The organism is uncultured Mailhella sp. (genome assembly GCF_905187505.1).
Taxonomy (GTDB): Bacteria; Desulfobacterota; Desulfovibrionia; order Desulfovibrionales; family Desulfovibrionaceae; genus Mailhella.
In genome coordinates, this window is record NZ_CAJJIC010000002.1 from 39,325 (window position 1) to 62,345 (window position 23,021).

General features: G+C 62.1%; 24 protein-coding genes. 23 read left to right on the top strand and 1 reads right to left on the bottom strand.

The genetic code is table 11. From position 1 onward, the window contains the following. The first annotated feature begins 155 nt into the window (after nt 1-155). From QZZ60_RS00715 to mutL, 10 genes are all read left to right on the top strand, one after another. Nucleotides 156-566 carry a cytochrome c maturation protein CcmE gene (locus QZZ60_RS00715; RefSeq protein WP_295636396.1) on the top strand — a complete coding sequence of 137 codons (411 nt, stop codon included), beginning with the start codon at nt 156-158 and terminating at the stop codon, nt 564-566. 84 nt (nt 567-650) lie between these two features. Next, the gene (locus tag QZZ60_RS00720; protein ID WP_295636399.1) at nt 651-2,567 is read left to right on the top strand and encodes a cytochrome c-type biogenesis CcmF C-terminal domain-containing protein; all 1,917 of its coding nucleotides are present in this window, start codon (nt 651-653) and stop codon (nt 2,565-2,567) included. Continuing rightward, the gene (locus QZZ60_RS00725; protein WP_295636403.1) at nt 2,567-3,208 is read left to right on the top strand and encodes an ABC transporter ATP-binding protein; all 642 of its coding nucleotides are present in this window, start codon (nt 2,567-2,569) and stop codon (nt 3,206-3,208) included. Before QZZ60_RS00720 ends, QZZ60_RS00725 begins: the two co-directional genes overlap by 1 nt. Further along, the gene (locus tag QZZ60_RS00730) at nt 3,205-3,885 is read left to right on the top strand and encodes a heme exporter protein CcmB (protein WP_295636406.1); all 681 of its coding nucleotides are present in this window, start codon (nt 3,205-3,207) and stop codon (nt 3,883-3,885) included. Before QZZ60_RS00725 ends, QZZ60_RS00730 begins: the two co-directional genes overlap by 4 nt. Beyond that, on the top strand, nt 3,885-4,583 hold the full coding sequence (ccsA, locus tag QZZ60_RS00735) for a cytochrome c biogenesis protein CcsA (protein WP_295636409.1): 699 nt from the start codon (nt 3,885-3,887) through the stop codon (nt 4,581-4,583). Before QZZ60_RS00730 ends, ccsA begins: the two co-directional genes overlap by 1 nt. A 29-nt stretch (nt 4,584-4,612) precedes the next feature. After that, nucleotides 4,613-4,747: a CcmD family protein gene (locus QZZ60_RS00740; RefSeq protein ID WP_294445751.1), complete on the top strand. Its 135-nt coding sequence runs from the start codon at nt 4,613-4,615 to the stop codon at nt 4,745-4,747. Next, nucleotides 4,740-5,330: a tetratricopeptide repeat protein gene (locus QZZ60_RS00745; RefSeq protein WP_295636413.1), complete on the top strand. Its 591-nt coding sequence runs from the start codon at nt 4,740-4,742 to the stop codon at nt 5,328-5,330. The genes QZZ60_RS00740 and QZZ60_RS00745 overlap by 8 nt, the downstream gene beginning before the upstream one ends. Then, on the top strand, nt 5,327-6,742 hold the full coding sequence (mnmE, locus tag QZZ60_RS00750; protein ID WP_295636416.1) for a tRNA uridine-5-carboxymethylaminomethyl(34) synthesis GTPase MnmE: 1,416 nt from the start codon (nt 5,327-5,329) through the stop codon (nt 6,740-6,742). Before QZZ60_RS00745 ends, mnmE begins: the two co-directional genes overlap by 4 nt. A 342-nt stretch (nt 6,743-7,084) precedes the next feature. Then, nucleotides 7,085-7,768, top strand: a complete 684-nt coding sequence (locus QZZ60_RS00755) for a 3'-5' exonuclease (protein ID WP_295636419.1) — start codon at nt 7,085-7,087, stop codon at nt 7,766-7,768. Nucleotides 7,769-8,018: 250 nt separating this feature from the next. Then, on the top strand, nt 8,019-10,154 hold the full coding sequence (gene mutL / locus QZZ60_RS00760; RefSeq protein ID WP_295636422.1) for a DNA mismatch repair endonuclease MutL: 2,136 nt from the start codon (nt 8,019-8,021) through the stop codon (nt 10,152-10,154). A gap of 168 nt (nt 10,155-10,322) precedes the next feature. On the opposite strand, the gene QZZ60_RS00765 is transcribed toward mutL, so the two are convergent. Continuing rightward, on the bottom strand, nt 10,323-10,622 hold the full coding sequence (locus QZZ60_RS00765) for a hypothetical protein (protein ID WP_295636425.1): 300 nt from the start codon (nt 10,620-10,622) through the stop codon (nt 10,323-10,325). 65 nt (nt 10,623-10,687) lie between these two features. On the opposite strand from QZZ60_RS00765, the gene QZZ60_RS00770 reads away from it, so the two are divergent. The 13 genes from QZZ60_RS00770 to QZZ60_RS00830 form a co-directional block, all read left to right on the top strand. Then, on the top strand, nt 10,688-10,951 hold the full coding sequence (locus QZZ60_RS00770; protein ID WP_294445761.1) for an RNA-binding protein: 264 nt from the start codon (nt 10,688-10,690) through the stop codon (nt 10,949-10,951). Between the two features lie 193 nt (nt 10,952-11,144). Next, nucleotides 11,145-11,633 (top strand): glycine zipper 2TM domain-containing protein, encoded by a 489-nt coding sequence (locus QZZ60_RS00775; protein WP_295636428.1) that lies wholly within the window; start codon nt 11,145-11,147, stop codon nt 11,631-11,633. A 59-nt stretch (nt 11,634-11,692) separates the two neighbouring features. Continuing rightward, the gene (locus QZZ60_RS00780; protein ID WP_295636431.1) at nt 11,693-12,247 is read left to right on the top strand and encodes a hypothetical protein; all 555 of its coding nucleotides are present in this window, start codon (nt 11,693-11,695) and stop codon (nt 12,245-12,247) included. 97 nt (nt 12,248-12,344) lie between these two features. Beyond that, nucleotides 12,345-13,394: an EamA family transporter RarD gene (gene rarD, locus QZZ60_RS00785; RefSeq protein WP_295636434.1), complete on the top strand. Its 1,050-nt coding sequence runs from the start codon at nt 12,345-12,347 to the stop codon at nt 13,392-13,394. After that, on the top strand, nt 13,391-14,479 hold the full coding sequence (gene ispG, locus QZZ60_RS00790) for a flavodoxin-dependent (E)-4-hydroxy-3-methylbut-2-enyl-diphosphate synthase (RefSeq protein WP_295636436.1): 1,089 nt from the start codon (nt 13,391-13,393) through the stop codon (nt 14,477-14,479). The genes rarD and ispG overlap by 4 nt, the downstream gene beginning before the upstream one ends. A 10-nt stretch (nt 14,480-14,489) precedes the next feature. Further along, the gene (locus QZZ60_RS00795; protein WP_295636439.1) at nt 14,490-16,229 is read left to right on the top strand and encodes a proline--tRNA ligase; all 1,740 of its coding nucleotides are present in this window, start codon (nt 14,490-14,492) and stop codon (nt 16,227-16,229) included. A gap of 210 nt (nt 16,230-16,439) precedes the next feature. Then, nucleotides 16,440-17,909 (top strand): exodeoxyribonuclease VII large subunit, encoded by a 1,470-nt coding sequence (xseA, locus tag QZZ60_RS00800; RefSeq protein WP_295636442.1) that lies wholly within the window; start codon nt 16,440-16,442, stop codon nt 17,907-17,909. A 40-nt stretch (nt 17,910-17,949) separates the two neighbouring features. Next, entirely contained in the window at nt 17,950-18,858 is a 909-nt protein-coding gene (locus tag QZZ60_RS00805) for a M23 family metallopeptidase (RefSeq protein WP_295636444.1), read from the top strand. Then, a complete protein-coding gene (gene xseB / locus QZZ60_RS00810; RefSeq protein ID WP_295636446.1) occupies nt 18,855-19,088 on the top strand; it encodes an exodeoxyribonuclease VII small subunit in 234 nt (77 codons plus the stop codon). The genes QZZ60_RS00805 and xseB overlap by 4 nt, the downstream gene beginning before the upstream one ends. Nucleotides 19,089-19,149: 61 nt before the next feature. After that, a complete protein-coding gene (locus QZZ60_RS00815) occupies nt 19,150-20,031 on the top strand; it encodes a polyprenyl synthetase family protein (RefSeq protein WP_295636449.1) in 882 nt (293 codons plus the stop codon). Nucleotides 20,032-20,048: 17 nt separating this feature from the next. After that, nucleotides 20,049-22,001, top strand: coding sequence for a 1-deoxy-D-xylulose-5-phosphate synthase (gene dxs / locus QZZ60_RS00820; protein ID WP_295636452.1), 1,953 nt, complete (start codon nt 20,049-20,051; stop codon nt 21,999-22,001). Continuing rightward, nucleotides 21,988-22,689 (top strand): thermonuclease family protein, encoded by a 702-nt coding sequence (locus QZZ60_RS00825; RefSeq protein ID WP_295636455.1) that lies wholly within the window; start codon nt 21,988-21,990, stop codon nt 22,687-22,689. The genes dxs and QZZ60_RS00825 overlap by 14 nt, the downstream gene beginning before the upstream one ends. 23 nt (nt 22,690-22,712) lie before the next feature. Beyond that, nucleotides 22,713-23,021, top strand: a 309-nt coding sequence (locus QZZ60_RS00830; protein ID WP_295636458.1) for a hypothetical protein, incomplete at its 3' end; no start/stop codon positions are given.

Below are 23,021 nucleotides of genomic sequence, written 5' to 3' on the forward strand. Positions count from 1 at the left end.
AATTCCTACTTGCATGAAGATATCAAATCTGTCAAAGTTCTCACGGGCGGAGTCATGAAAATCATGAAATGTTCCGGCCCGTCTTCCCGGTGACGCAAGTCACTGAAAACGGCAGCGACCTGACCGATGCTTGACCATCCCTCAGGAGGTAACTCATGTCGGCAAAGAAGAATCTCTGCATATATCTCACGGCCTTCGTCCTTCTGGCCGGAGGCGTGGGCTTCATGCTGTGGTCGGCCCTTTCCGAGGGCAGCATGTATCATCTGAACGTTGCCGAAGCCGTGGCCATGCCTTCGGAAAAGCTGAAATCCGCGAGGCTGTTCGGCGTGGCCGCCGACGACATCGTCAAGCCGGAGAACGGCCTCGGGGCCGTTTTCACGCTCCGCGATCTGGAGAAGCCGGAACTCGGCATCCGGGTGCACTACCGGGGCGCGCTGCCGGACACCTTTGAAAAGGGCGCCGAAGTCATTGTGGAGGGCCGCATGGACGGCAGGGACTTCACGGCGAAGACGCTCATGACCAAGTGCCCTTCCAAATACGAAAAAAGCAATCGGGAACACGCCTGACGGAAAGGGAACGAGCCTCCGGCCGTTCCCTTTCCGTCGTTTCCGAGACCTTTTCGTCCGCCTTTTTCCTTTTCAGGAGCTTCCATGTATCTTGCCGCCTATGTCTGTCTTCTCATCTCACTGTTCGCCGCGCTCGCCGGAGCCGCCATCGGCACGGCGCAGCTTCTTCAGGGCAAGCACTCCGAACTGCGCTGGCTCGAATACGCGCAGGGCGCAGGTTCCCTCTGCCTGCTGATATCTTCCGGCATTCTCATGTACGCCTTCGTGGTCTGCGACTTTTCCGTGGACTATGTGGCGAACTACACCGACAGGGCCCTGCCTCTCTTCTACCGCTGCACGGCCTTCTGGGGCGGACACGAAGGCTCCATGCTTTTCTGGGCGCTCATGGTGTCCGTGTGCGGCACGGCCTTTCTCTTCACCCGCACCTATCGCTCCCTTTCCGAAGAAACAAGAAGCTGGTTTCTCATCTTCTTTCTGACCATCATGGCCTTCTTCGGCCTTCTGCTCTCCACCTGGAGCAATCCCTTCCTCGTGAGCGTCCCCGCTCCCGCCGACGGTCAGGGCCTCAATCCCCTGCTCCAGAATCCCGGCATGATCTTCCATCCGCCGCTGCTCTTCCTCGGCTACGGCGGCTTCGTCATTCCCGGCTGCCTCGCCCTCGCCCAGGCCATGAGCTCCCAGAAGGATCCCATGCACTGGCTCGACGTGGCCCGTCCCTTCACCCTCACCGGCTGGCTCTTTCTCACCGCGGGCATCGTGCTCGGCGGCTGGTGGGCCTACATGGAGCTCGGCTGGGGCGGCTACTGGGCCTGGGATCCCGTGGAAAACGCCTCGCTTCTGCCCTGGCTCATCGGCACCGCCGCCCTGCATACCGGCATCGTGGAAACACGGCGCGGCAAGCTGCACAGGGTCAACATCTTCCTCATGAGCCTCACCACGGTTTCGGCCTTCTTCGCCACCTATCTCGTGCGCGGCGACGTGGTGAACTCCGTGCACGCCTTCGGCGGCAACGGCACCGGCCCCTATCTGCTTTTCTTCGTGCTGGCCTTCCTTGTGGTCATCACCTTCATCTCCCTCTTCGCTAAGGAAGAAAATCCCCGCGAGCTCGGCGGCCTTGAAACCCGCGAGGGCTTCGTGGTCATGACGGTATGGCTGCTCATGGCGCTGTGCCTCGTCATTCTGCTTGCCACGCTCTGGCCGGTCATAAGCAAGCTGTGGACCGAACGTCCCGTGGGCCTCGATCAGCACTTCTACAACCGCGTGTGCCTGCCGCTCTTCACCGTCATGCTCGCTCTGCTTCTCGCCTGCCCATGGCTCAAATGGCAGGGCGGCATGCGCAACTGGCGCAAGCTCGTCATCGTTTTCGCCGCCTTCTGCGGCGCGCTCATCGTCTTCTGGCGCGTGGGCATCACGCAGGCCCTGCCGCTCATGAGCGCCTCGCTGAGCGCGGCCCTCATCGTGAGCATGGCGCTCATGCTGGCCGAAAAGTCCACCCGCGCATGGATGCCCTCCCTCATGGCCTGCCTCGTCCATCTGAGCGTGGCGCTCGTGGCTCTCGGCATTTCCTTCTCCGGTCCGTACAAGCAGGAAGTGGAGCTGGAACTCGCCCAGGGGCAGGCGGCGCAGGTCGGCCCCTACAGCGTGACCCTCTCCAACATGTATGAGGGACGCGGAAACGCCTTCGACTTCATCGAGGCCGAGCTTCAGCTTTCCAAAGACGGAGAAGTGGTGGCCACGGTGTCGCCGCAGCGCCGCCTGTACGACAAGTTCCCGCGCTACGCCTTTTCCGAGGCCACCACGCACTCCTCGCTCGGCAGCGAGTTCTACGCCACGCTTCTCGGCGTAAACGGCTCGAAAGCCGTGCTCCGCATGAGCGCCAATCCTCTTGTGAACTGGCTGTGGATAGGCGGCGCGCTCATGAGCCTCGCCCCTCTTCTCGGTCTGCGTCGCAGACGCCGTCCCGAAAGCTCGTCCGACGACGGGGAAGGCGCGGAACGCTGATGGACGGCGCGCGGCCTCTTCTCGAGCTTCAAAGCGTGGCCAAGGCCTTCGGGCCGCGGCTGCTCTTCCGCCGCATCGACCTTGCGCTCATGCCGGGCACGCTCTCGCTTCTTGCCGGAGCCAACGGCGCCGGCAAGTCCACGCTCATGCGCGTCATGGCGGGGCTCACGAAGCCGGACTCCGGCACGGTGCTGCGCCGCGTTCCCGATGAAAAACTCGGCTACATGGCCCATGCCACCTTTCTTTATCCCGGGCTGGACGCGGAGGAAAACCTTCTGTTCTGGGCCCGTGCGGCAGGCCTCGACCATGCCGGGGAAAGAGTGACGAAAGCTCTTGAGACGGTAGGACTCCTGAGGCACGCGCATGAGCGTGCGGGCATCTTTTCCCGGGGCATGGCGCAGCGACTCAACCTTGCGAGACTTCTTCTCGCAGAGCCCTCGCTCATTCTTCTCGACGAGCCCGCCACGGGCCTCGACGTGTCCTCCCGAGCCATGCTCATGGAGCTCATGTTGAAGGCACGAAGCGAGGGCGCAGCCATTTTGTGGATCAGCCATGACACCTCCGGCGACTCACGTCATGCCGACCGCGTGCTCACGCTGGAAAACCGTTCCCTCCGGGAAGAGGCAGGTGGTCTGTCATGATGCGGTGCGCTCTTGCCGTATGCGGAAAGGATCTCAAGCTCACGCTCTCCCGCGGCGCCGGACTCATGCAGGCTCTGCTGCTCGGGCTGCTGCTCGTGTTTCTGTTCAGCCTGTCCCTGAACGCGGGCGACAGACTCAGCCCCCAGGCGGCGGCCGCCATGTTCTGGCTGGCCTCGGCCTTCTGTCAGGTGCTCATCTTCAACATGCTCTACGCCGTGGAGGAAACGGCGCAGGCAAGGCTCGGCCTCGTGCTTCTTCCCGCTCCCGTGCAGGGCGTATGGCTCGGCAAGGCGCTTGCCGGAGTGCTGCTCATCATGGCGGCCCAGTGCATCTTCGTGCCCGCCATCTTCGTGTTTCTCGGCCAGCACCTCGGCGAGGCGTGGCCCACGGCCCTTCTCGGCATTCTTCTCGGCGACGTGGGCATGGCCGCTTCCGGCTCCCTGCTCGGCGCGCTGTCCACAGGCAGGGGCGGAAGAGAATCGCTTCTGTCCATCGTGCTCTTTCCCCTGCTCGTGCCCATGCTCCTTGCCGGAGTGCGCCTCGTTTCCATGGGCATGGACCCCGATCCCATGCTCGACGACGCCTTGCGCTGGATGGGTCTTGCCGCGGCGTTCGACGGCCTTTTTCTTGCCGCCGGACTTCTCCTCTTCCCCTTTGTCTACAGCGGAGATGACTGATGTTTCGTTCTCGCCTTGCCGTTCTCGCCCTTCTGGGCGGCCTGGCCATGGCCGTCTGTCAGTGGCTCGTCTTTGTGTACGCGCCCGAGGAACAGGTCATGGGACTGGCCCAGAAAATATTCTACATCCATCTGCCGCTTGCCTGGTGGGGCCTCATCAGCTTCGCGCTCTCCTGCGCGGCAGGCATTCTGTATCTGAAAACCCGCGCCCCGAAGTACGACCTGCTCTGCGCCTCGGCCGTGGAAACCGGCATGCTTCTGTGCACCCTCACGCTCGTCACGGGCTCCATCTGGGGGCGTCACTCCTGGGGGGTATGGTGGACATGGGATCCCCGCCTGACCACGGCGCTCATCCTGTGGTTCATCTACGCTGGCTTCATGGCCGTGCGCTCCATGCCCATGCCGGAAAGCCGCAGGGCCGCGCTCTCGTCCGTGGTGGCCATTGCGGGCTTTCTCGACGTTCCGCTGGTCTTTCTTTCGGCAAGACTGTGGAGATCCATCCACCCCGCGGTGTTCGCCTCGGAAGGAGGCGGGCTGGAACCGGAAATGGCCGTGGCCGTCATTGCCTGCGTGCTGAGCTTCGGTCTCGTGTGGCTTGCCATGCTCCTGCTGCGCTACCGGCAGATGCTGCTCGGGCGCAGGCTCGACGTGCTCATGTTCGAGCGCATGATGGCAGAGGATGAAAAGGAACAACACTGATACCACGCCGAAAGGCGAGGAGACATACCATGACTGCAGTTACCTGGCTCATGGCGGCCAACGCCGCGCTCTGGATAGGACTCGGGCTCTATGCGGCCTTCCTGGCCGCCTCGCAGAAAAGACTTGAACGCCGTCTTTCCCAGTGGGAGGCCGACCATGACTGATTCCTCCCGCCGCATCGTTCTCGGCGCGCTTTCCCTCGGGCTCGCCGCCATGTTCGTTCTTTCCGTGGCCTGGCGCATGGGTGATCATCCGCTCATCCGGCAGAAGGCTCCCGCCTCCGCCATGCAGAACGCTTCCGGCGGCGACGCCATGCGCAGCATGATGGAGCAGGGAGCAGACTCCCCGCAGGCACAGGCCATCATGGGGCTCATGCAGAAAATGAAGGACAACCCCAACGACGTGGACACGCTTCTGCAGCTCTCGAGCCTGTTTGCCGAACAGGGCAACAACGACGGCGCCAGGGAAATGGCGCAGCGGGCCCTCGTGGCCGCTCCTTCCGATCACCGTCCGCCCTACCTTCTGGGCGTGCTGCTCTCCCGCGAGGGCAACTGGGCGGAAGCCGCAGCGCAGCTTGAACGCTCCATCTCTCTCAAGGACGACGCCGCCACCCGCTACAGCCTCGCCGTCATCTACCGCTATCATCTGAAGCAGGAAGACAAGGCCCGCGCCAACTACGAAACGGCGGCGCGCATCTGCGAAGATCCGGCTCTTGCCTCCATGATCCGGGCGGAGCTCGACAAATGAGCGGTGACGAAAAAAAAGACGTGACCGACACCATTGCGGCCGTGGCCACGGCTCCCGGAGCCGGCGGCGTGGGCATCATACGTCTTTCCGGCCCTGCGTCGCACGACATTCTTCTGTCCATGTTCCGGCCGTCGAGTCCTTCGTTTCATGACTTTGCGCCGCGCATGCTGCATCACGGTCATGTGCTCGACGCCGAGGGATGCGAGGCCGACGACGCCCTTGTGGTATTCTTCAAGGGACCGCACTCCTTTACCGGCGAAGACTGCGCCGAAATTCAGGGACACGGCGGACCGGCCGTGCTCTCCGCACTGCTTGAATCCGCTCTTTCGCGCGGGGCGCGCATGGCGGAACGCGGAGAGTTCACAAGGCGCGCCTTTCTGAACGGACGCATGGATCTTTCCCAGGCCGAAGCCGTGGCCGAGCTCATCGCCGCGCCCTCGAAGGAAGGCGTGCACCTTGCCGCGGCCAAGCTGGACGGGCTGCTCGGCCGCAGAGTGGAAGAGCTGCGGGGAAGGCTGGAATACCTGCGTCAGCGCATCTGCCTCGCCATCGACTTTCCGGACGAGGAAGGAGAATGTCTGCCGCCTCAGGAATTCGACGCCATCACCGAAGAAGTGGCCGCAGGCATACGCGCCCTTCTTGCCGGATACGAACGGGCCCGCTGCTGGCGCGAGGGCGCCCTGGTGGTGCTTGCCGGACAGGTGAATGCGGGCAAGTCCAGCCTCATGAACGCCTTTCTCGGCCGAGAACGCGCCATCGTCACGGAAAAGCCGGGAACCACCCGCGACTATCTGGAAGAAGAAACGTCGCTTTCCGGTCTGCCCGTGCGTCTCGTGGACACCGCAGGACTTCGCGAGCACAGCGAGGACAGCATAGAGCTTGAAGGCATGCGCCGCGGCAAAGAGCTTGCCAAAAGCGCACGCTGCGTTCTTGTGGTGCTGGACGGCACGCGCATTTCCTCCGCTTCCGGCGATCCCCTTTCGGTCTTCGACGCGGAAGGCAGGCTTGTGGAGGAACTCGGACCGGAACGCTGCCTCGTCATCTGGAACAAGGCCGACCTCGTACCGCAGCCCGAAAAGACGACCTCCTTCCACGGCGCGCGTCTCATGAGCGTTTCGGCAAGACGGGGCGAGGGCATCGACGAACTTTCCGCCGCCGTGCGCGCGCTCTGCCTCGGAAACGAAACGCCGGAAGAAGGCGACATCGCGCCCAACCTCCGTCAGGCAAGTCAGCTTCGCCGCGCGCTGCAAGCCCTGGACGAACTCAGGCAGGCCATCGCCCTGTCCGTTCCGCCCGATCTTTGCAGCATTCATCTGGAAACGGCCTGCGCTCACCTTGCCGACATCACCGGCCTGAACAGCACGGAAGACACGCTGAACGCCATTTTCTCGAGCTTCTGCATCGGAAAGTGAGCGGCCGGTCAACTCCTTCATGCCTTATGCGCTGCCGAAGCTTTTTCGGCAGCGCTTTTTCATGGCGCGGCTTCTGCGCCTTTTCACGGAAAAAACGCGACAAGGTCCCGGGGAGCGGCGGCCCCTCTCTCTCCCCATGCACGTCCCGCAGAACGGAACCTCCCGGCATGTCCGGTCTTTTCCTCCGCCGATGAACAATCGACTCCCGCTCCGTTCTTCGTTCAGCCCCGCCCCCATCCGAACGAATGCCGCCGTCCCCTTGCGCCCCTTGCCCGGAGCCGGAACGAACGGCTTGCCCGCGGCCGCGTTCCATGCTAGTTCTTGACGAGAAGGTTATCATTCATGTCCGTCATCACCGCGCCAGCACCACATACTCAGCAAAAGCAGGCCCTCTCGCCTGTCGTTCTTCAGCCGTCCCTGAGCAAGGAGGAAATCAATCTTCTTCCTCTTCGCGCGTGGGAAGGTCCCATCGTGCTCGTGCAGACCGAGGAGGCGCTTGCCTCTGCGCTGGAAGACCTGCGGACGGAACACGTGCTCGGCTTCGACACCGAAACGCGTCCCACCTTCACCAAGGGCAAGACGTGCAGTCCCGCCCTCATCCAGCTTGCCACGGCGGACACGGCCTATCTCATCCAGCTCACCCGCGTCGCCTTCTGCGACGAGATCGCCGAGCTGCTCGCCTCGCCGCGCGTGCTGAAGGTGGGCGTGGCCATTCACGACGACATGAAGGCCCTTGCCCGCATCCATCCCTTTCAGGCCGACGGCGTGGTGGACCTTGCAGCCATGGCCCGGGCCCGCGGCATCCAGGCGCAGGGGCTGCGCACCCTCTCCGCCAATCTTCTGGGATTCCGCATCAGCAAGAGCGCCCAGTGTTCCAACTGGGAAAACCACGAGCTTACGCAGCAGCAGATAAAATATGCCGCCACCGACGCCTGGGTGGGGCGGGAGCTCTATTTTCATATGCTGCGTCAGAGCGCCAGCGCACCGCGTCCCGTCCGCAGACGGAGCAGGAAAGCCGGTTCCTGACGCCTTTCCTTCTCTTTTCCGTGTTCCTCCGACCGCAGGCGGCAGCGACAATCGACGCTCTTCGCTCCGAAAAAACTCCCTTCGCCGCCGGATAGAGCGGTTTCGTGACGCCTTTTTCGAGCCGCACCCGCAAAAATGAGGCCTCCCGACGAAGAAGCCTTCTGGCGGAGCCTCTTCTTGACTTCCTGAAAATTCGCCGGAAAATACTTCCGGACACTGTGCCGCGCCGTCACCTCAGCCGGGGAACCCCATGAACGATTCAGCCAGAAAAACGATACGTCTTCTTCCTCCCGAACTTTCCAACCAGATCGCCGCGGGCGAAGTGGTGGAACGACCGGCCAGCGTGGTCAAGGAGCTTGTGGAAAACAGCCTGGACGCCGGGGCTTCCAGCGTTCTCGTGGAGCTTGAAAACGGCGGCCAGACGCTCATCCGCGTAACCGACGACGGCCGGGGAATGCCCGGAGACCAGCTCGAACTGGCCGTGACCCGTCATGCCACCAGCAAGATCGCCGACATAGGCGATCTCATGAACATACGCTCCTACGGTTTCCGCGGCGAGGCGCTGCCCAGCATCGCGTCCGTGTCGCGCTTCCGCATGATCTCCGCCCCTCTGGAAGACGACGGTTCCACAGGCGATGCCCACTGCATCAGCGTGCTCTACGGCACCATAAAGGGCGTCTCTCCTGCGGCCCTCAATCACGGCACCGTGGTCGAGGTCTCAGAACTTTTCTCCAACGTTCCCGCCCGGCTGAAATTCCTTAAAAGTCCGGCCACGGAACAGAAGAAGACCCTGGAACTCTTTACGCGAATGGCGCTCGCAAGAACGGACGCCTCCTTCACGCTCAAGGCCGGTACCCGGGAAATCGCGCGCTTTGAGGCAGGGCAGACGCTTGCGCGCCGCATGGCGCTGCTCTGGCCGCCCGCCATCGTGGACGCGCTTCGCCCCTTCGACGTCACCACGGGCGGCATGCGTCTTCACGGCCTCACCTCCGACCCCCGCTCATCGCAGCCGCGCGCCGACAGGATGCTCTTTTTCGTCAACGGTCGCGCCGTGAACGACCGACTGCTCATGCGGGCCGTGCGTCAGGTGTATCAGGGAAGGCTCACCAGCCGGGACTACCCGCAGACCGTGCTTTTCCTCGACATGCCGCCGGAAGAGGTGGACGTGAACGTTCATCCCGCCAAAAACGAAGTGCGCTTCCGCGATGAACAGGCGGTGTTCTCCGCGGTGCTGCGCGCCGTCGGCAGCGCGCTTGCGGGCGTGCCTCTGGCCTCGGAGCGCTTTGCGGAGCACAGGGCGGAGGCGACGGAACACGACGCCGTCTCCAGGTCCAACAGAGAACGCCCCGTTCATCCGCTGGGATTCTGGGGCGAGGCAGACGCCGTACGCGTCATGGCGAAGCCCCAAAAAATGCCGGCTCCCCTGCCGTCCGACCGGGATGACGACTTTTCCCCGGCAGGCCTGCGCGAACGCAGCACGCCGGAACGCGACTTCTTCACCGGACGTCCCAATCCGGACCATCCCCGCGAAACGTCCGGCCACGCCGTGCATTCTCCCCGGCCTTCGAACATTCCTCCCCTGCCGGATCACAGGGAAAGCGACTTCGACGAAGGGCAGGGAAAAATGCGCTCCGTCATGCCGGAAGAAGACTTCCTTCCCGAAGCCGACGCACCGGCTTCGAAGATCACCGCTCCCGCCGCGGCGGCTCCCGAAGAAACGGATGCCGCTCCGACTTCCGAAGCGCCGTCCGTCCCTGAGCCGAAAAGGACTCCCGAATCCCTCGAACTGCCCATGCCGGAGAAAAAAAACGATGCGCCCGTCGAGGATTCTCCCCTGCGCGGCTTCCGCTATCTCGGCCAGGTCGCCAGAACCTACCTCGTGCTCTCTCAGAACGACGACACGCTGCTTCTGCTCGATCAGCACGCCATGCACGAACGCATTTTCTACGAAAAATTCCGTTCGGGCGGTTCACGCGGCGTGGCGCAGCCTCTTCTCGTGCCTCTGGAAATGGATCTCCATCCCGCGGAGGCGGAAAGACTGCTGGAACTCAAGGACACGCTGCTTCGTCTCGGTTTTGAAACGTCCTGCCGGGGACGACGCTGCCTTGTGCAGAGCATTCCCCCGGAAATGGATCGTTCCGAGGCCTCCGCGTTTCTGCGCGAGGCGCTCTCCGGCCGCGTGGACGATCTGGAAGGAACCTGGATTCATCACGCCTGCGCCACGGCCATACGCGCAGGCCAGCACCTCACGAGAGACGACGCCATGACTCTTGTGCGCCAGTGGCTTCGCACCGAATCGCCGGATTTCTGCCCGCACGGTCGTCCCTGCGCCGTCACGCTGGAAAAGGCGGATCTCGAAAAGCTGTTCAAGCGCAGACAGGCCTGACGAAGCGGAATTCCTGCGGCATCAGCGAACGGGCCGTCGAAATGTCGGACTTTCCCTGCGTCGGCTCCGAAGGAGAGCGGGCCGACGCAGAGCCACCGGCGCCTTGCGCGAGAGCTCTCCCCCTTCACGGACAAATGCGCTCATTATACTCCTCTTCACAATCCTTGTTCAGAAAGCACATAACACTTCATTAAGTATAGATATTTTTAATTTTTTGTCTGCTTCGGCAATTCTGTCGACGCCCGGGGCTTCATCAGACGTCCCCCTCTTCTCCGCCATGCCGGAAAGAGCGGATGCCGCAGGGAAAACATACGGCGCCTTCTGCTTCTGAAGCGCGGATTTTTCTGCATTTAATGGCAATTCTGCAAGAGATCCCAAAAATTTATGCTGATAAAATGAGAAAAAAATACCAAATACGCATTGACTTGCTTTTCCCGTTGGTGCATAGCTGATAGACAGGAGAGACACTCTGGGCAATCGGTTTGCCGGAGCAGGGTGTGGGTTTTAGATTTCTTTTGTGTGAGGTTTTTCTCATGGCCAAGTCTATTTATGTCGGGAATCTTCCCTGGTCCGCCACCGAAGAGCAGGTTCAGAATCTTTTTGCCGCCTACGGCAACGTGCTCTCCGTGAAGCTGGTGAGCGACCGTGAAACGGGGCGTGCCCGTGGTTTTGGTTTTGTCGAGATGGAAGATCCCGCCGCTGCCGCTGCCATTGAAGCTCTGGACAACACCAACTTCGGCGGCCGCACCCTGCGCGTGAACGAAGCGAAGCCCCGTGCTCCCCGCCCCCGCTACTAGTCACTGAGGCTGCCAGGTCAGCCTTTTTCCGCCCCGGCTTGCCGGGGTCTTTTATTTAACGCACGAAGGAGAGGTGAATACCTTCCGGGCCTTTGCCGGCAAGGCTGCGACGTGTTCTTAACTGGACATTCCCCGCAAGCTGGTTATGATGGAAGCACTCTTGTTTCCACCTTGTCTTTACAGGAGACCCCTTATGCCTTTTCGTAAATCGTCAGCCCTTGTTCTGGCCGCAGTCATGGCCATCGCCCTGCCCGCTCTTCCGGGTTGCGGGCCGCAGCTCGGCGGTTACGACTACAATGCCGGAGAAGCCCGTCAGTCCTTCACCGTGTACCGGGCCACGGCCACGGAAGTGAGGGAAGTGAACATCAACAGCAATTCCAGTTCCCGGCAGACGGCCGGGGCACTTGTGGGCGCCATCGCCGGCGGCGTCATCGGCAGCACCATAGGCAGCGGCTCCGGCCGCACTCTGGCCACCGTGGGCGGCGCACTTCTGGGCGGCGCGGCCGGGGCAGGAGCGGGAGATCTCACGTCCCATCAGACCGGCCTTCAGATCACCGTGCGCTACGACAACGGCAGCGAAGAAGTCATCGTTCAGGGCAAGGACCCCTACATCACTCCCGGACAGCGCGTGCGCATCGTCGTGGGGGCCAACGGCACCCGTCGCGTCGAACCTGAATACTGATCCTCCGCAGGATCCATGTTTACCCTTTTCAGCAACACTATCTACTCTGGGAGGACCAGATGCTTGATCCGAAACAGTGCGTTCTTTTCAGCGGCGGCGCGGCCGGCGCGGAACAGTTCTTTGGCGCTCAGGCCGAAGCCTGGGGCATCGAAGAGGTCAACTACAGCTTTGAAGGCCATCAGATAGAGCGCACGCGCGGCGTTCGCGTGCTCACTCAGGACGAACTGGCGCTCAAGGACGTCAGCATGACCTATGTTTCCCGCCTCATGGGCCGCGAGTACACCCGCGCTCCCCTGTTCCGCAAAGTCCTCCAGTCCATCTGCTGGCAGGTGAGCAGCGGCAGCGAAGTGCTGGTCGTCGGTGAAATTCAGGACGACAAGACCGTCAAGGGCGGCACGGGCTGGGGCGCCGAATTCGCCAAGCTGTGCAACAAGCCTCTGCTGGTCTTCGACCAGAAGCGCGACGCCTGGTTCCGCTGGATCAACGACGACTGGGTGAAGAAGGAAAATCCCATCATCAAGCATTCCCGCTTCACCGCCACCGGCACCCGCTTCCTCGAAGCCAACGGCCGCCGCGCCATCGTGGAACTCTACGCCCGTTCCTTCAACCGCTAGCGAGCAGCCCGAAGCCTCTGCCTTTCCGTCCGGAGTTCCGCATGATGCCGGTTCCCTGACGGAGCAGTCTCCCGCTCGTTTCCGCGGGCCACAGTCTTTGTCTTTTGCAGTCCGCTCTTCCGCCGTCAGACGGGGGAGCGGACTTGCTGATTGCAGCGAAGCCGCAGCCGCCGCGCGGGGCGTCTTCTTCCTCTCTTCCGGGCGTCCGCTCTCCCTCTCCGCCATGATGCATCCACACCTGCCCTCCCTCCTGCCCAAAGAGTGTTCCGGCTCCTGCGCCGGTACCGGAGCGGGACTTTTCGCCCACCTGCTCTGGGGCGTCGCCGTACTTTTCTGGCCGCTGCTCGGCGGTCTGAATCCCATTTCCATCATGTCGCACCGCATGATATGGACCGTGGTTTTCCTCGGTCTCGTGCTTCTCGCGACCCGTCAGCTCCATGCGGTCAGAACGGCGCTCGAAAACAAAAGGCTTCTGCTGCCGCTTTTCGCCGCCGCGCTGCTGCTCGGTCTCAACTGGAGCGTCTATCTGCTGGCCGTCACAAGCGGCCGCATCGTGGAGTCTTCGCTCGGCTATTTCATCACGCCCCTTCTCAACGTGCTCATGGGGCGGCTTTTCCTCGGCGAAACGCTCTCTCGCCCGCAGGCTGCGGCCATCGCTCTGGCCTTCGTGGGCGTGGCGGCCAGCATCCTCGCCTACGGACACATTCCCTGGATCGGATTCATTCTCGCGCTCTCCTTCGCCCTGTACGGCTATGTGCAGAAGACTCTTCGCATGGCTTCGGCCCCCAGCCTCTTCCTTCAGGCCCTCATGCTCATGCCCGCCGCGCTGCTCTGGCTCGGTTTCACGGAGCCGGGTTTCGGCATCATGGGATACGGCCCGCTGCGGCCGGTGCTTCTCATCTGCACCATCGCCTTCACGGGGCTTCCGCTTCTCATGTTCGGCTATGCCGCGCGCCGCGTCACTCTGGCCACCATCGGCATACTTCAGTACGTCAGCCCTTCCATATCCTTCCTTCTGGCCATCACCGTGCTCGGTGAAAGCATGAAGCCTTCCGACATGATATCCTTCCCCGTCATCTGGCTGGCTCTTGTCATCTACACCTGGGACGCGCTACACCATCTGCGCACCTTCAAGGAGAAATCATGAACGCTCCCCACAGAAATCACACCCGGCAGCTGAGGCTCGGCAACGTGCTCATCGGCGGCGGCGCGCCCGTCGTGGTGCAGAGCATGACCAATACCGACACGCGCGACGCCGCGGCCACGCTGGAACAGATACAAAGGCTTCATGCCGCAGGCTGCGAAATCGTGCGCCTCGCCGTGCCCGACGAAAAGGCAGCCTCCGCGCTCGGCACCATTGTGGACCACTCTCCCGTGCCGCTCGTGGCCGACATCCACTTCGACTACCGTCTGGCTCTTGCCGCTCTCGACGCGGGGCTCAAGGGGCTCCGCATCAACCCCGGCAACATCGGCGGCGAAGGCCCCGTGGACAGTCTTGCCGCGGCCGCAAAGGCGAACGGCGCCGTCATACGCGTGGGCGTGAACAGCGGTTCCGTGGAAAAGGATCTCCTTGCGCGCTACGGCGGTCCCACGCCCGAAGCTCTGGTGGAAAGCGCGCTCTCCCATGTGCGCATGCTGGAAAAACGCGGTTTCCACGACATCAAGGTGTCGCTCAAGTCCTCCTCCGTGCCCGACACCATAGCCGCCTACCGCCTCATGGCAGAGCGGACCGACTACCCCCTGCATCTCGGCGTCACCGAGGCGGGCACGCCCATGCGCGGCACGGTGAAATCCGCGGTGGGTCTCGGCCTTTTGCTTTTTGAGGGCATAGGCGATACCATACGCGTCTCTCTCACGGCCGACCCCGTGCGGGAAGTGGCCGTGGCCTGGGAAATCCTGCGTGCCACGGGCCTTCGCAGCCGCGGACCGGAAATCGTTTCCTGTCCCACCTGCGGCCGCACGGAAATAGACCTCATCGGCATGGCCGAAAAGGTGGAAGAATACGTGCAGTCCCATCCTGCGGCGGCCAAAAGCCATCTCAAGATCGCCGTCATGGGCTGCGTGGTCAACGGCCCGGGAGAAGCCCGCGAAGCCGACATCGGTCTGGCCGGCGGACGCGACAAGGGCGTCATTTTCCGCAAAGGCAGCATCCTGCGTTCCGTGAACGGTCAGGAAGCGCTGCTCAAGGCCTTTCTTGAAGAACTCGACAAACTTCTTACCTCTAACGACTGAAGGATCCTCTATGCGCTGGAGCCGTTACTACATCCCCACCCTGAAGGAAGCCCCCGCCGACGCCGAAGTCATCAGCCACAAGCTGCTGGTGCGCGCGGGCATGATTCGCAAGCTCACGAGCGGCATCTACACCTGGCTGCCGCTCGGTCTCCGCACCCTGGAAAAGGCCAAGGACATCGTCCGCCGCGAAATGAACGCCGCGGGAGCCATCGAAGTGCTGCTTCCCATGGTGCAGCCCGCCGAACTCTGGCAGGAATCCGGCCGCTGGAAGAAGTACGGCAAGGAGCTTCTGCGCTTTCAGGACAGGCACGACCGCGACTACTGCCTCGGCCCCACCCATGAAGAGGTCATGACCGACCTTCTGCGCGGCGAAGTGAAATCCTACCGTCAGCTTCCCCTGAATCTTTATCAGATTCAGACCAAGTTCCGCGACGAGGTGCGTCCCCGCTTCGGCCTCATGCGCGGCCGCGAATTTCTCATGAAGGACGGCTACTCCTTCGACGTGGACGACGAGGGCGCGAACAGAAGCTACGCTTCCATGAAGGAAGCGTATCACAAGATATTCAGCAGCATGGGCCTCGACTTCCGTCCCGTGGAAGCCGATTCCGGCGCCATCGGCGGCAACTTCTCCCATGAATTCATGGTGCTTGCCGAAACCGGCGAAGACGCCATTGCCGCCTGCACCAACTGGCCCGAGTGCACCTGGGCCGCCAACGTGGAGCGTGCGCCCATCAGCACGACCTTCACGCAGGACGAAACGCCCTGCCCCTCCATGGAAGAAGTGGCCACGCCCGGCCAGCACACCATTGAGGAAGTGTGCGCCTTCCTCGGCGTGCCTGCGGACAAGCTCATCAAGACCCTGCTCTTCATGGCCGACGGAAAGCCCGTGGCCGTGCTTCTGCGCGGCGACCGCGAACTCAACGAAATCAAGCTCACCCACCTCATCGATGCCGACGACATCCAGTTCGCCACGCCCGAACAGGTGCAGGCCATGACCGGCGCGCCCGTGGGCTTTGCCGGTCCCGTCGGACTCAGGGGCGTGGAAAAGATCTACGCCGACAAGGAACTCATGGCCGCCAACGACTGGATTGCCGGAGCCAACAAGGCCGACGCCCATGTGCGCCACGTAAGCCTTGTGCGCGACGTCGCTCTGCCCATCGAATGGGCGGATCTGCGCAACGCCGTGGCCGGCGATCCCTGCCCCTGCTGCGGTCGTCCTCTGGAAATCAAGCGCGGCATCGAAGTGGGCCACATCTTCAAGCTCGGCACCAAGTACAGCGAAGCGCTGCACGCCGTGTTCCTTGACGAAAACGGCAAGGAAAAGCTCATGATCATGGGCTGCTACGGCATCGGCGTGTCCCGTGTGGTGGCCGCCTGCATCGAACAGAACTTCGACGAGCACGGCATCATGTTCCCGCCGCAGCTCGCTCCCTTCGACGCGCACATCGTCTGCCTCGATCCGAAGAATGCCGAAGTGGCCGCCAAATGCGACGCCATCGACGCCTTCCTCACCGCCCGCGGCATGGAAACGCTGTACGACGACCGCGAGGAACGCCCCGGCGTGAAGTTCAAGGACGCCGATCTCATCGGTCTGCCCATCCAGATCACCGTGGGCGGCAAGGGCCTTGCCCAGGGCGTGGTGGAAGTGAAGAACCGCCGCACCGGCGAGAAGTCCACCATTCCGGCCGACAGCTTCGAGCAGGACTTCCCCGCCTGGTATCAGTCCGTGCTGGACTGCTGGAAGCGCTGACATGACGCCGCCCGGCTCAGGTCCCGGGCGGCACCTTCCGCCACGCGGCTTCGCCCTTCCGAGGAAGAAGTCCGGGGCGGACACGTTTATCCCGCGCATGCGCCAAAAAAAGGGCGTCGGTCCCTTCTGAAGCCGCAGACGCGTGTCCTCCGCGCCGGAAGCGTTTCCTCCTGCTCTTTTTCCGACACGGACATTTTTCGGAGAGAAGACATGGACGCCATTCTCAGTGTGCGACAGGTGACGGAACGACTGCGCCAGACCGTGGAGGCCCGCTTTCCGTACGTCTGGGTACAGGGCGAGGTGACCAATCTCTCCCGTCCCTCCTCCGGCCATGTCTATTTTTCCCTGAAGGAAGACGACAGCCTGCTGAACTGCGTCTGGTTCAAAAGGCAGCAGAAGGATGAAGCCTTCGACCCGCTCACCGGAGAGGTGTGGGAGGACGGACCTCGGCCGAGCCTTGCGCGCACCATGGAAAACGGACAGACGCTCATCTGTGCCGGACGTCTTACCGTCTACGGCGCGCGCGGCCAGTATCAAATGATCGTCGACCTTGCGCAGGCCGCGGGACTCGGTCTGTGGCATCAGGAATTTGAAGCGCTCAAGCGCAGGCTTGCGGCCGAAGGTCTGTTCGACGCGGCCAGAAAGCGCCCCATTCCCCGGGAGCCCCGGAAAGTCGCCGTCATCACCGCGCCCGGCGGAGCCGCCATACGCGATTTCATCCGCATAAGCTCAACGCGCGGTCTCGGCTCGGAAATACGCATCCATCCCGTGCCCGTGCAGGGAGAAGACGCGCCCCCGCGCATCGTGGATGCTCTGGATCGGGTCGGACGCGACGGATGGGCAGAGGTCGTCGTGCTCATACGAGGCGGCGGCTCCGTACAGGATCTCTGGGCCTTCAACGACGAACGCGTGGCCAGAGCCGTGTACCGCTGTCCCATTCCGGTCCTTGCGGGCATAGGCCACGAAATCGATCACAGCATCACCGACTTCACGGCCGACTATTCCGCCGCCACCCCGAGCCACACCGCTCAGCTGCTCTGGGAGGAACGCCATGTCCTCGCCCAGCACGTCGACGGGCTGGAAACGGCGCTTCAGGCGGCCCTTTCGCGCAGGCTGAACACGCTGTCCCTCAGGCTCGAACACGCCGGACGTGCGCTTTCTCTTCTCTCGCCCTCGGAAAGGATGAGGGCCCAGAGCGAACGTCTGGAGGCGTTGACGCGGCGCATGCGCGCCGGACTGGAAAGCCGCGTGGAAAAAGACTCGCGCGACGTGGAAAAGCTGAGCGCGGCACTGCGGTCCCAGACTTCCCGCATGGATGCTCTCGCCTCGACGCTGGAGCGTCTCTCCCTGCGCCTTGCCGGCGCGGGAGAAGCCCGGCTTCAAAAGGCCGAAGCCGAGGTGGAGCGGCGCCGAGCGGCGCTTCTGCCTCTCGGCCGCATGACGGGCATGGCCGAAGAGAAGGCGCTCACGAGGCTGGAGGCGCGCCTTCAGGCGCTCGACCCCTTTGCGCCTCTGCGCCGCGGCTATGCCATGGCCTGCGACGACGGGGGCAAAATCCTGCGCTCCGTCACGCAGACCTCGCCGGGACGGGCGATTTCCGTCATGCTCGCCGACGGACGCATTCTCGGCACCGTGACCGGCGTGGAGACGTCGGCGTCCGACGACGCCCGGCAGTCATGATTTTTCCGAACCTTTTCAACGCATCCGGACGGCTTGTCTCATGAAACGTCTTCTGATCGCACTCATGCTCGTTTTCACACTCTCGGGGAATGCGGAGGCCGCGGAAATTTCCGTGCCCGCAAGGGTAAGTCAGGGCCACGCATTTCCGGCAGCCGTCACGGATTCCGCTCCTTTTGAGGCGGTCTTTGTCTGGCGCGGCGAGTCCTTCCGCGTGCAGGCCGAATGCGAAGGAGACGGACTCTGGAAGGCGGAAATGCTTCTGGCCATGCCGCTGGACGCCCGGGGGAAAAGTTCCCTCACGCTGACGGTCAACGGAGAAGCGCAGTCCGTCGCGGTGACGGCCGTATCCGTGCCGTGGCCCGAAAGCATTCTGAAGGTGGCTCCCAAATACGTTGAACCGCCCCGCAAGGTACAGGAACAGATAGCCCGCGACGCCAGGCGCAGTCGCGAGGCTCTTGCCGTGCGCACAAAAAAGCTCTGGACGCTGCCGCTGCTGAAGCCGGTTCCCGGCGGCGTGACCAGTCCCTTCGGGGGCCGTCGCGTGTTCAACGGCAAGCCCCGTGCGCCCCACAAGGGCACGGACATGCGCAGCCCGGAAGGGGCAAAGGTGCTTGCCGTGGCCGACGGCACCGTTCTTCTTGCCGAAGCGCAGTATTTCGGCGGCAACACCGTATACATCGACCACGGTCAGGGCGTCGTGAGCACCTATGCTCATCTCTCGGCCTTTGACGTCACGCCCGGACAGAGGGTAAGAAGAGGACAGGTCATCGGTCGTTCCGGCTCCACGGGGCGCGTGACCGGGCCGCATCTGCATCTCGGTCTTCTGGTTCAAGGCACGGCCGTGGACGTCATGCCCCTTTTCGCGGACCCGCCGCAGCTTGTGGGCGGCCCCACCCGCAGCATTTTCGACAACAAGCAACCGGCCGGAAAAAACCGGAGTGCCCGATGAAAAAGAAAGAACCCACCTTCGAAGAACGACTGGCACGACTTCAGGCCATAGTGACCACCCTGGAGACCGGCGACAGCCCGCTGGAAGAAAGCGTGGCCCTCTACAAGGAAGGACTGGCTCACGCCGCAGCCTGCCGGGAACAGCTGGAAAAGGCACGTCACGACATACGCCTCTGCACGGAAGCGGGGACCGAACCCTTCGATGCCGGCAGTCAGGCAGAAGACGAATAACAAAACCGGAACGCGCTCCGGCGGCCCCGCAGGGTCGGCTTTCATCATGCAAGGGGGACATATGCCCGCAGATCTTCGCGGCAGAGTGGAACAGTACCTCTCCGCCGCCTTTCTCGACAAGGAAATACCTTCCCGTCTGTCCGACGCCATGCGCTACAGCCTTCTTGCCGGAGGCAAGAGACTGCGCCCCGTGCTCTGCCTTGCCGTGGCCCGTGCCTGTGCGAAGGACAGGGCCGAAGAAGTCACCGGGGCCGTTCTGCCCTTTGCCGCCGGTCTGGAAATGATACACACCTACTCGCTCATCCATGATGATCTGCCCGCCATGGACGACGATGACCTGCGCCGCGGCTGTCCCACCTGCCACAAGGCCTTCGACGAGGCCACGGCCATTCTTGCGGGAGACGCGCTGCTGACCAACGCCTTCAGCCACATGACGCGCGCAAACGTGCCCGTGCACGCGCTGCTTGAAGCCGTGCGACTCACGGCCGACGCCGCAGGTGCCGCGGGCATGGTCGGCGGGCAGATGCTGGATCTGGAAGGAGAAGGAAAAAAACTTTCTCTGGAAGAACTGCGCATACTCAATGAAAAAAAGACCGGCGCTCTGTTGTTCAACGCCTGTGAATGCGGCGCAGTGCTCGCGGAAGCCTCACCGGAAGAGCGTCATGCAGCGCGCTGTTACGGCAGTGAATTGGGCATTGCGTTTCAGATAACCGATGATATACTCGATGTCGTCGGCGACGAGGCCACGGTAGGCAAAGAGGTGCGGCACGACGCAGAAAGCGACAAGGCCACCTGGCCGTCCCTCGTCGGTCTGGAAAAGGCGCGTGAACTGGCGCGCAGGCACTGTCTGGCCGCTGAAAAGGCGCTTGACGGAGTCTTTTCCGGTCCCGACGCCGACTTTCTGCGCGAAACAGCCCGCAAACTCGTCAACCGCACGCATTAGTTTCCTCAAGGATTCCCATGACCGACACGCCCCTGCTTTCCAGCCTGCATCTCCCCGAGGACATCCCGGGACTTTCCCTTCCCCTCAAGCAGGAACTGGCGCAGGAGCTGCGGGACACCATCATCCGCGTGGTCACGCAGAACGGCGGTCATCTTGCCCCATCCCTCGGCGTGGTGGAACTCACCATAGCCCTGCTCTCCTGCTTTGATCCCGCGCATGATCCCATCGTATGGGACGTGGGACATCAGAGCTACCCCTGGAAGCTGCTTACGGGCAGAGCCGACCGCTTCGACACCCTGCGCCGCTACGGCGGTCTTTCGGGCTTTCCCAACCGTTCGGAAAGTCCCTACGACTACTTCGGCGTAGGGCATGCCTCCACTTCCATTTCCGCCGCCCTCGGCATGGCCGCAGCACGCGATCTTCGCGGCGGCAGGGAGCACGTGGTCGCCGTCATCGGCGACGGCGCGCTCTCCGGCGGCATGGCGCTCGAGGCGCTGAATCAGGCCGGAGGCATGGGCAACAGGCTCATCGTCATCCTCAACGACAACAAAATGTCCATTTCCGAGAACACGGGGGCGCTCTCCCGCTTTCTCAGCCGCAACCTTTCCCACAGCACGGTCATGCACATCAAGCAGCATGTGGCAAAGGTGCTTTCACGCCTGCCCAAGGGCGATTCCATCGTGGACATCATCCGCAAGGGCGAAGTCAGCTTCAAGTCGTTCTTCACTCCGGGCATGCTCTTCGAGGCCTTTCAGTTCAACTACATAGGCCCCATCAACGGTCACGACATTGCGCAGCTCGAACGCCACCTCGAAGCCGCCAAGCAGCTCGACATGCCCGTGCTTCTGCACATACGCACGCGCAAGGGCAAGGGTTACGGTCCTGCCGAAAACGATCCCTCGCACTTCCACGGCATTTCCGCCTCCGTGGCCGACGAAATAGACGTGCCTCCCCAGCCTGCGGGCTGGAAGCCCTCCGGTCCCGGATTCAGCCGGGCCTTCGGCGAAGAGCTCTGCCGTCTCGCGGAAAAAAATCCCAGAATTTTCGCCATCACGGCGGCCATGCCCGACGGCACCGGCCTTCAGGGCTTTCACGAACGCTTCCCGAACCGCTTTGCCGACGTGGGCATCTGCGAAGAACACGCCGTCACCTTTGCCGCAGGCCTTGCCTCACGCGGATTTCATCCGGTGGTGGCCATCTACTCCACGTTCATGCAGCGCGCCTACGATCAGATCATACATGACGTCTGCCTGCAGAACCTGCCCGTCACCTTCTGCCTCGACAGGGCCGGTCTCGTGGGTGAAGACGGCCCCACGCATCACGGCGCGTTCGATCTGTCATGGCTGCGCGTGGTGCCCAATCTCACGCTGGGCGCGCCCCGCGACGAAGCTTCGCTCAAAAAGGCGCTCGACATCGCCCTTGCCATGGACAAGCCCGTGGCCCTGCGCTATCCGCGGGGAAGCGGCCGAAAGCTTGACGCCTCGCGCCTCAGGTTTGCGGGCTCCATTCAGCATCCCGGCAGCTATCCTCCTCCCGGTGAAGGTCAGCTCCTTCTGCGCGGCAACTCGAAGGTCTGCATACTCGCCGCCGGCCAGCGCGCCTTTCCCTGCGTGGAAGCATCGCTCTACACCGCGGAAAAGACCGGACTTCTCGCCTCCGTGTTCGACGTCTGCTGGGTAAAGCCCCTGCCGGAAAAGCAGATACTGGACATTGCCGCCCAAAGCGATGCCCTGCTGCTTGTGGAGGAAAGCAGTCGTCTCGGCGGATTCTCCTCCGCCGTGCTGGAGCTTCTTGCCGACCACGACGCCCTCGGCCACCTCAAGATACGCCGCCTCGGCCTGCCCGACCGCTTCATTCCCCACGGTCCGGTACGTCGGCTGCGCGCCGACGTGGGACTCAACGTTTCCGGCATAGCGGCGGCGCTGAAAGAACTTCTGTCCCATGCCGCGCCTGCCGATGAAAAAGCGTAAGTCCTTCTTTCCCCGCAGACGAAAAAGTTCCGGCCGTTACGGTCTGGAAGCCGCCGTTTTGTGCGTGCTTCTCATGGTTGCCGCCTATGTGGGTTCCGTGGACAGGCCGGAAGACGCCGTTGTTCATGTCGCGCAGGAAGTCGCCTCCCGGAAAAACCGTTCCGTCGAAGAACACGTGGCGGACGCCGCAAAAAGCGCGATCAAAAGTCTGCGCGCCGCCTCCGCCGGAAAGTCTGCTCCCGCTGCTGACGACAGGGAATACCGCCTCGTCCGTGCCGCCGACGGCGACAGCTTCGAGCTGAAAGACGAAAAAAACCGCACGGTACGTGTGCGGCTCTACGGCGTCGATGCGCCTGAAAGCGCCCAGCGTTTCGGCAGACAGTCCCGGGAACACCTGACAACGCTCCTCAGAGGCAAGGATCTGCGTCTGAAAACCATGTACCTGGACAGCTACAAGCGCTCCGTCGCCATTGTGTATCTTGTCGACGGCAATGGTGTCGACGAACTCTCCGTGAATCAGCGACAGATACAGGCCGGCATGGCATGGGTCTACGACTACTTCTGCACAAGCGACATATGCAAGACCTGGAAGGTGGAGGAGGCCATGGCCAGAAAAGAAAGGCTCGGCCTGTGGAAGGACGACGCCCCGACGCCTCCCTGGCAGTGGCGGCGCAGCCACAAACGCTAAAACAACATTACAAACATAATGATATGAAAAAATTAGTATCTTACTACTCTGAAGACATTAAAAACTTTTTAGATCAATCTAATCAGGAAATTTTTGGAATTATTCAATCTAATAATATCTCTCATGCTGTAACCTCAAAACAAATATATGCATGGGAATTAGAAATAGAAGTATTAAAAGAGCAATTAAATACTTTAAAAGAAGGAAGGATTATTTTTGAGTACATTATTCCAAGAATGGGAAAAAGAGTTGATACTATCTTAATATATAAAAATATTATATTTATATTAGAATTTAAATGTGGAGATACTTATTATAAAAATTCATCAATA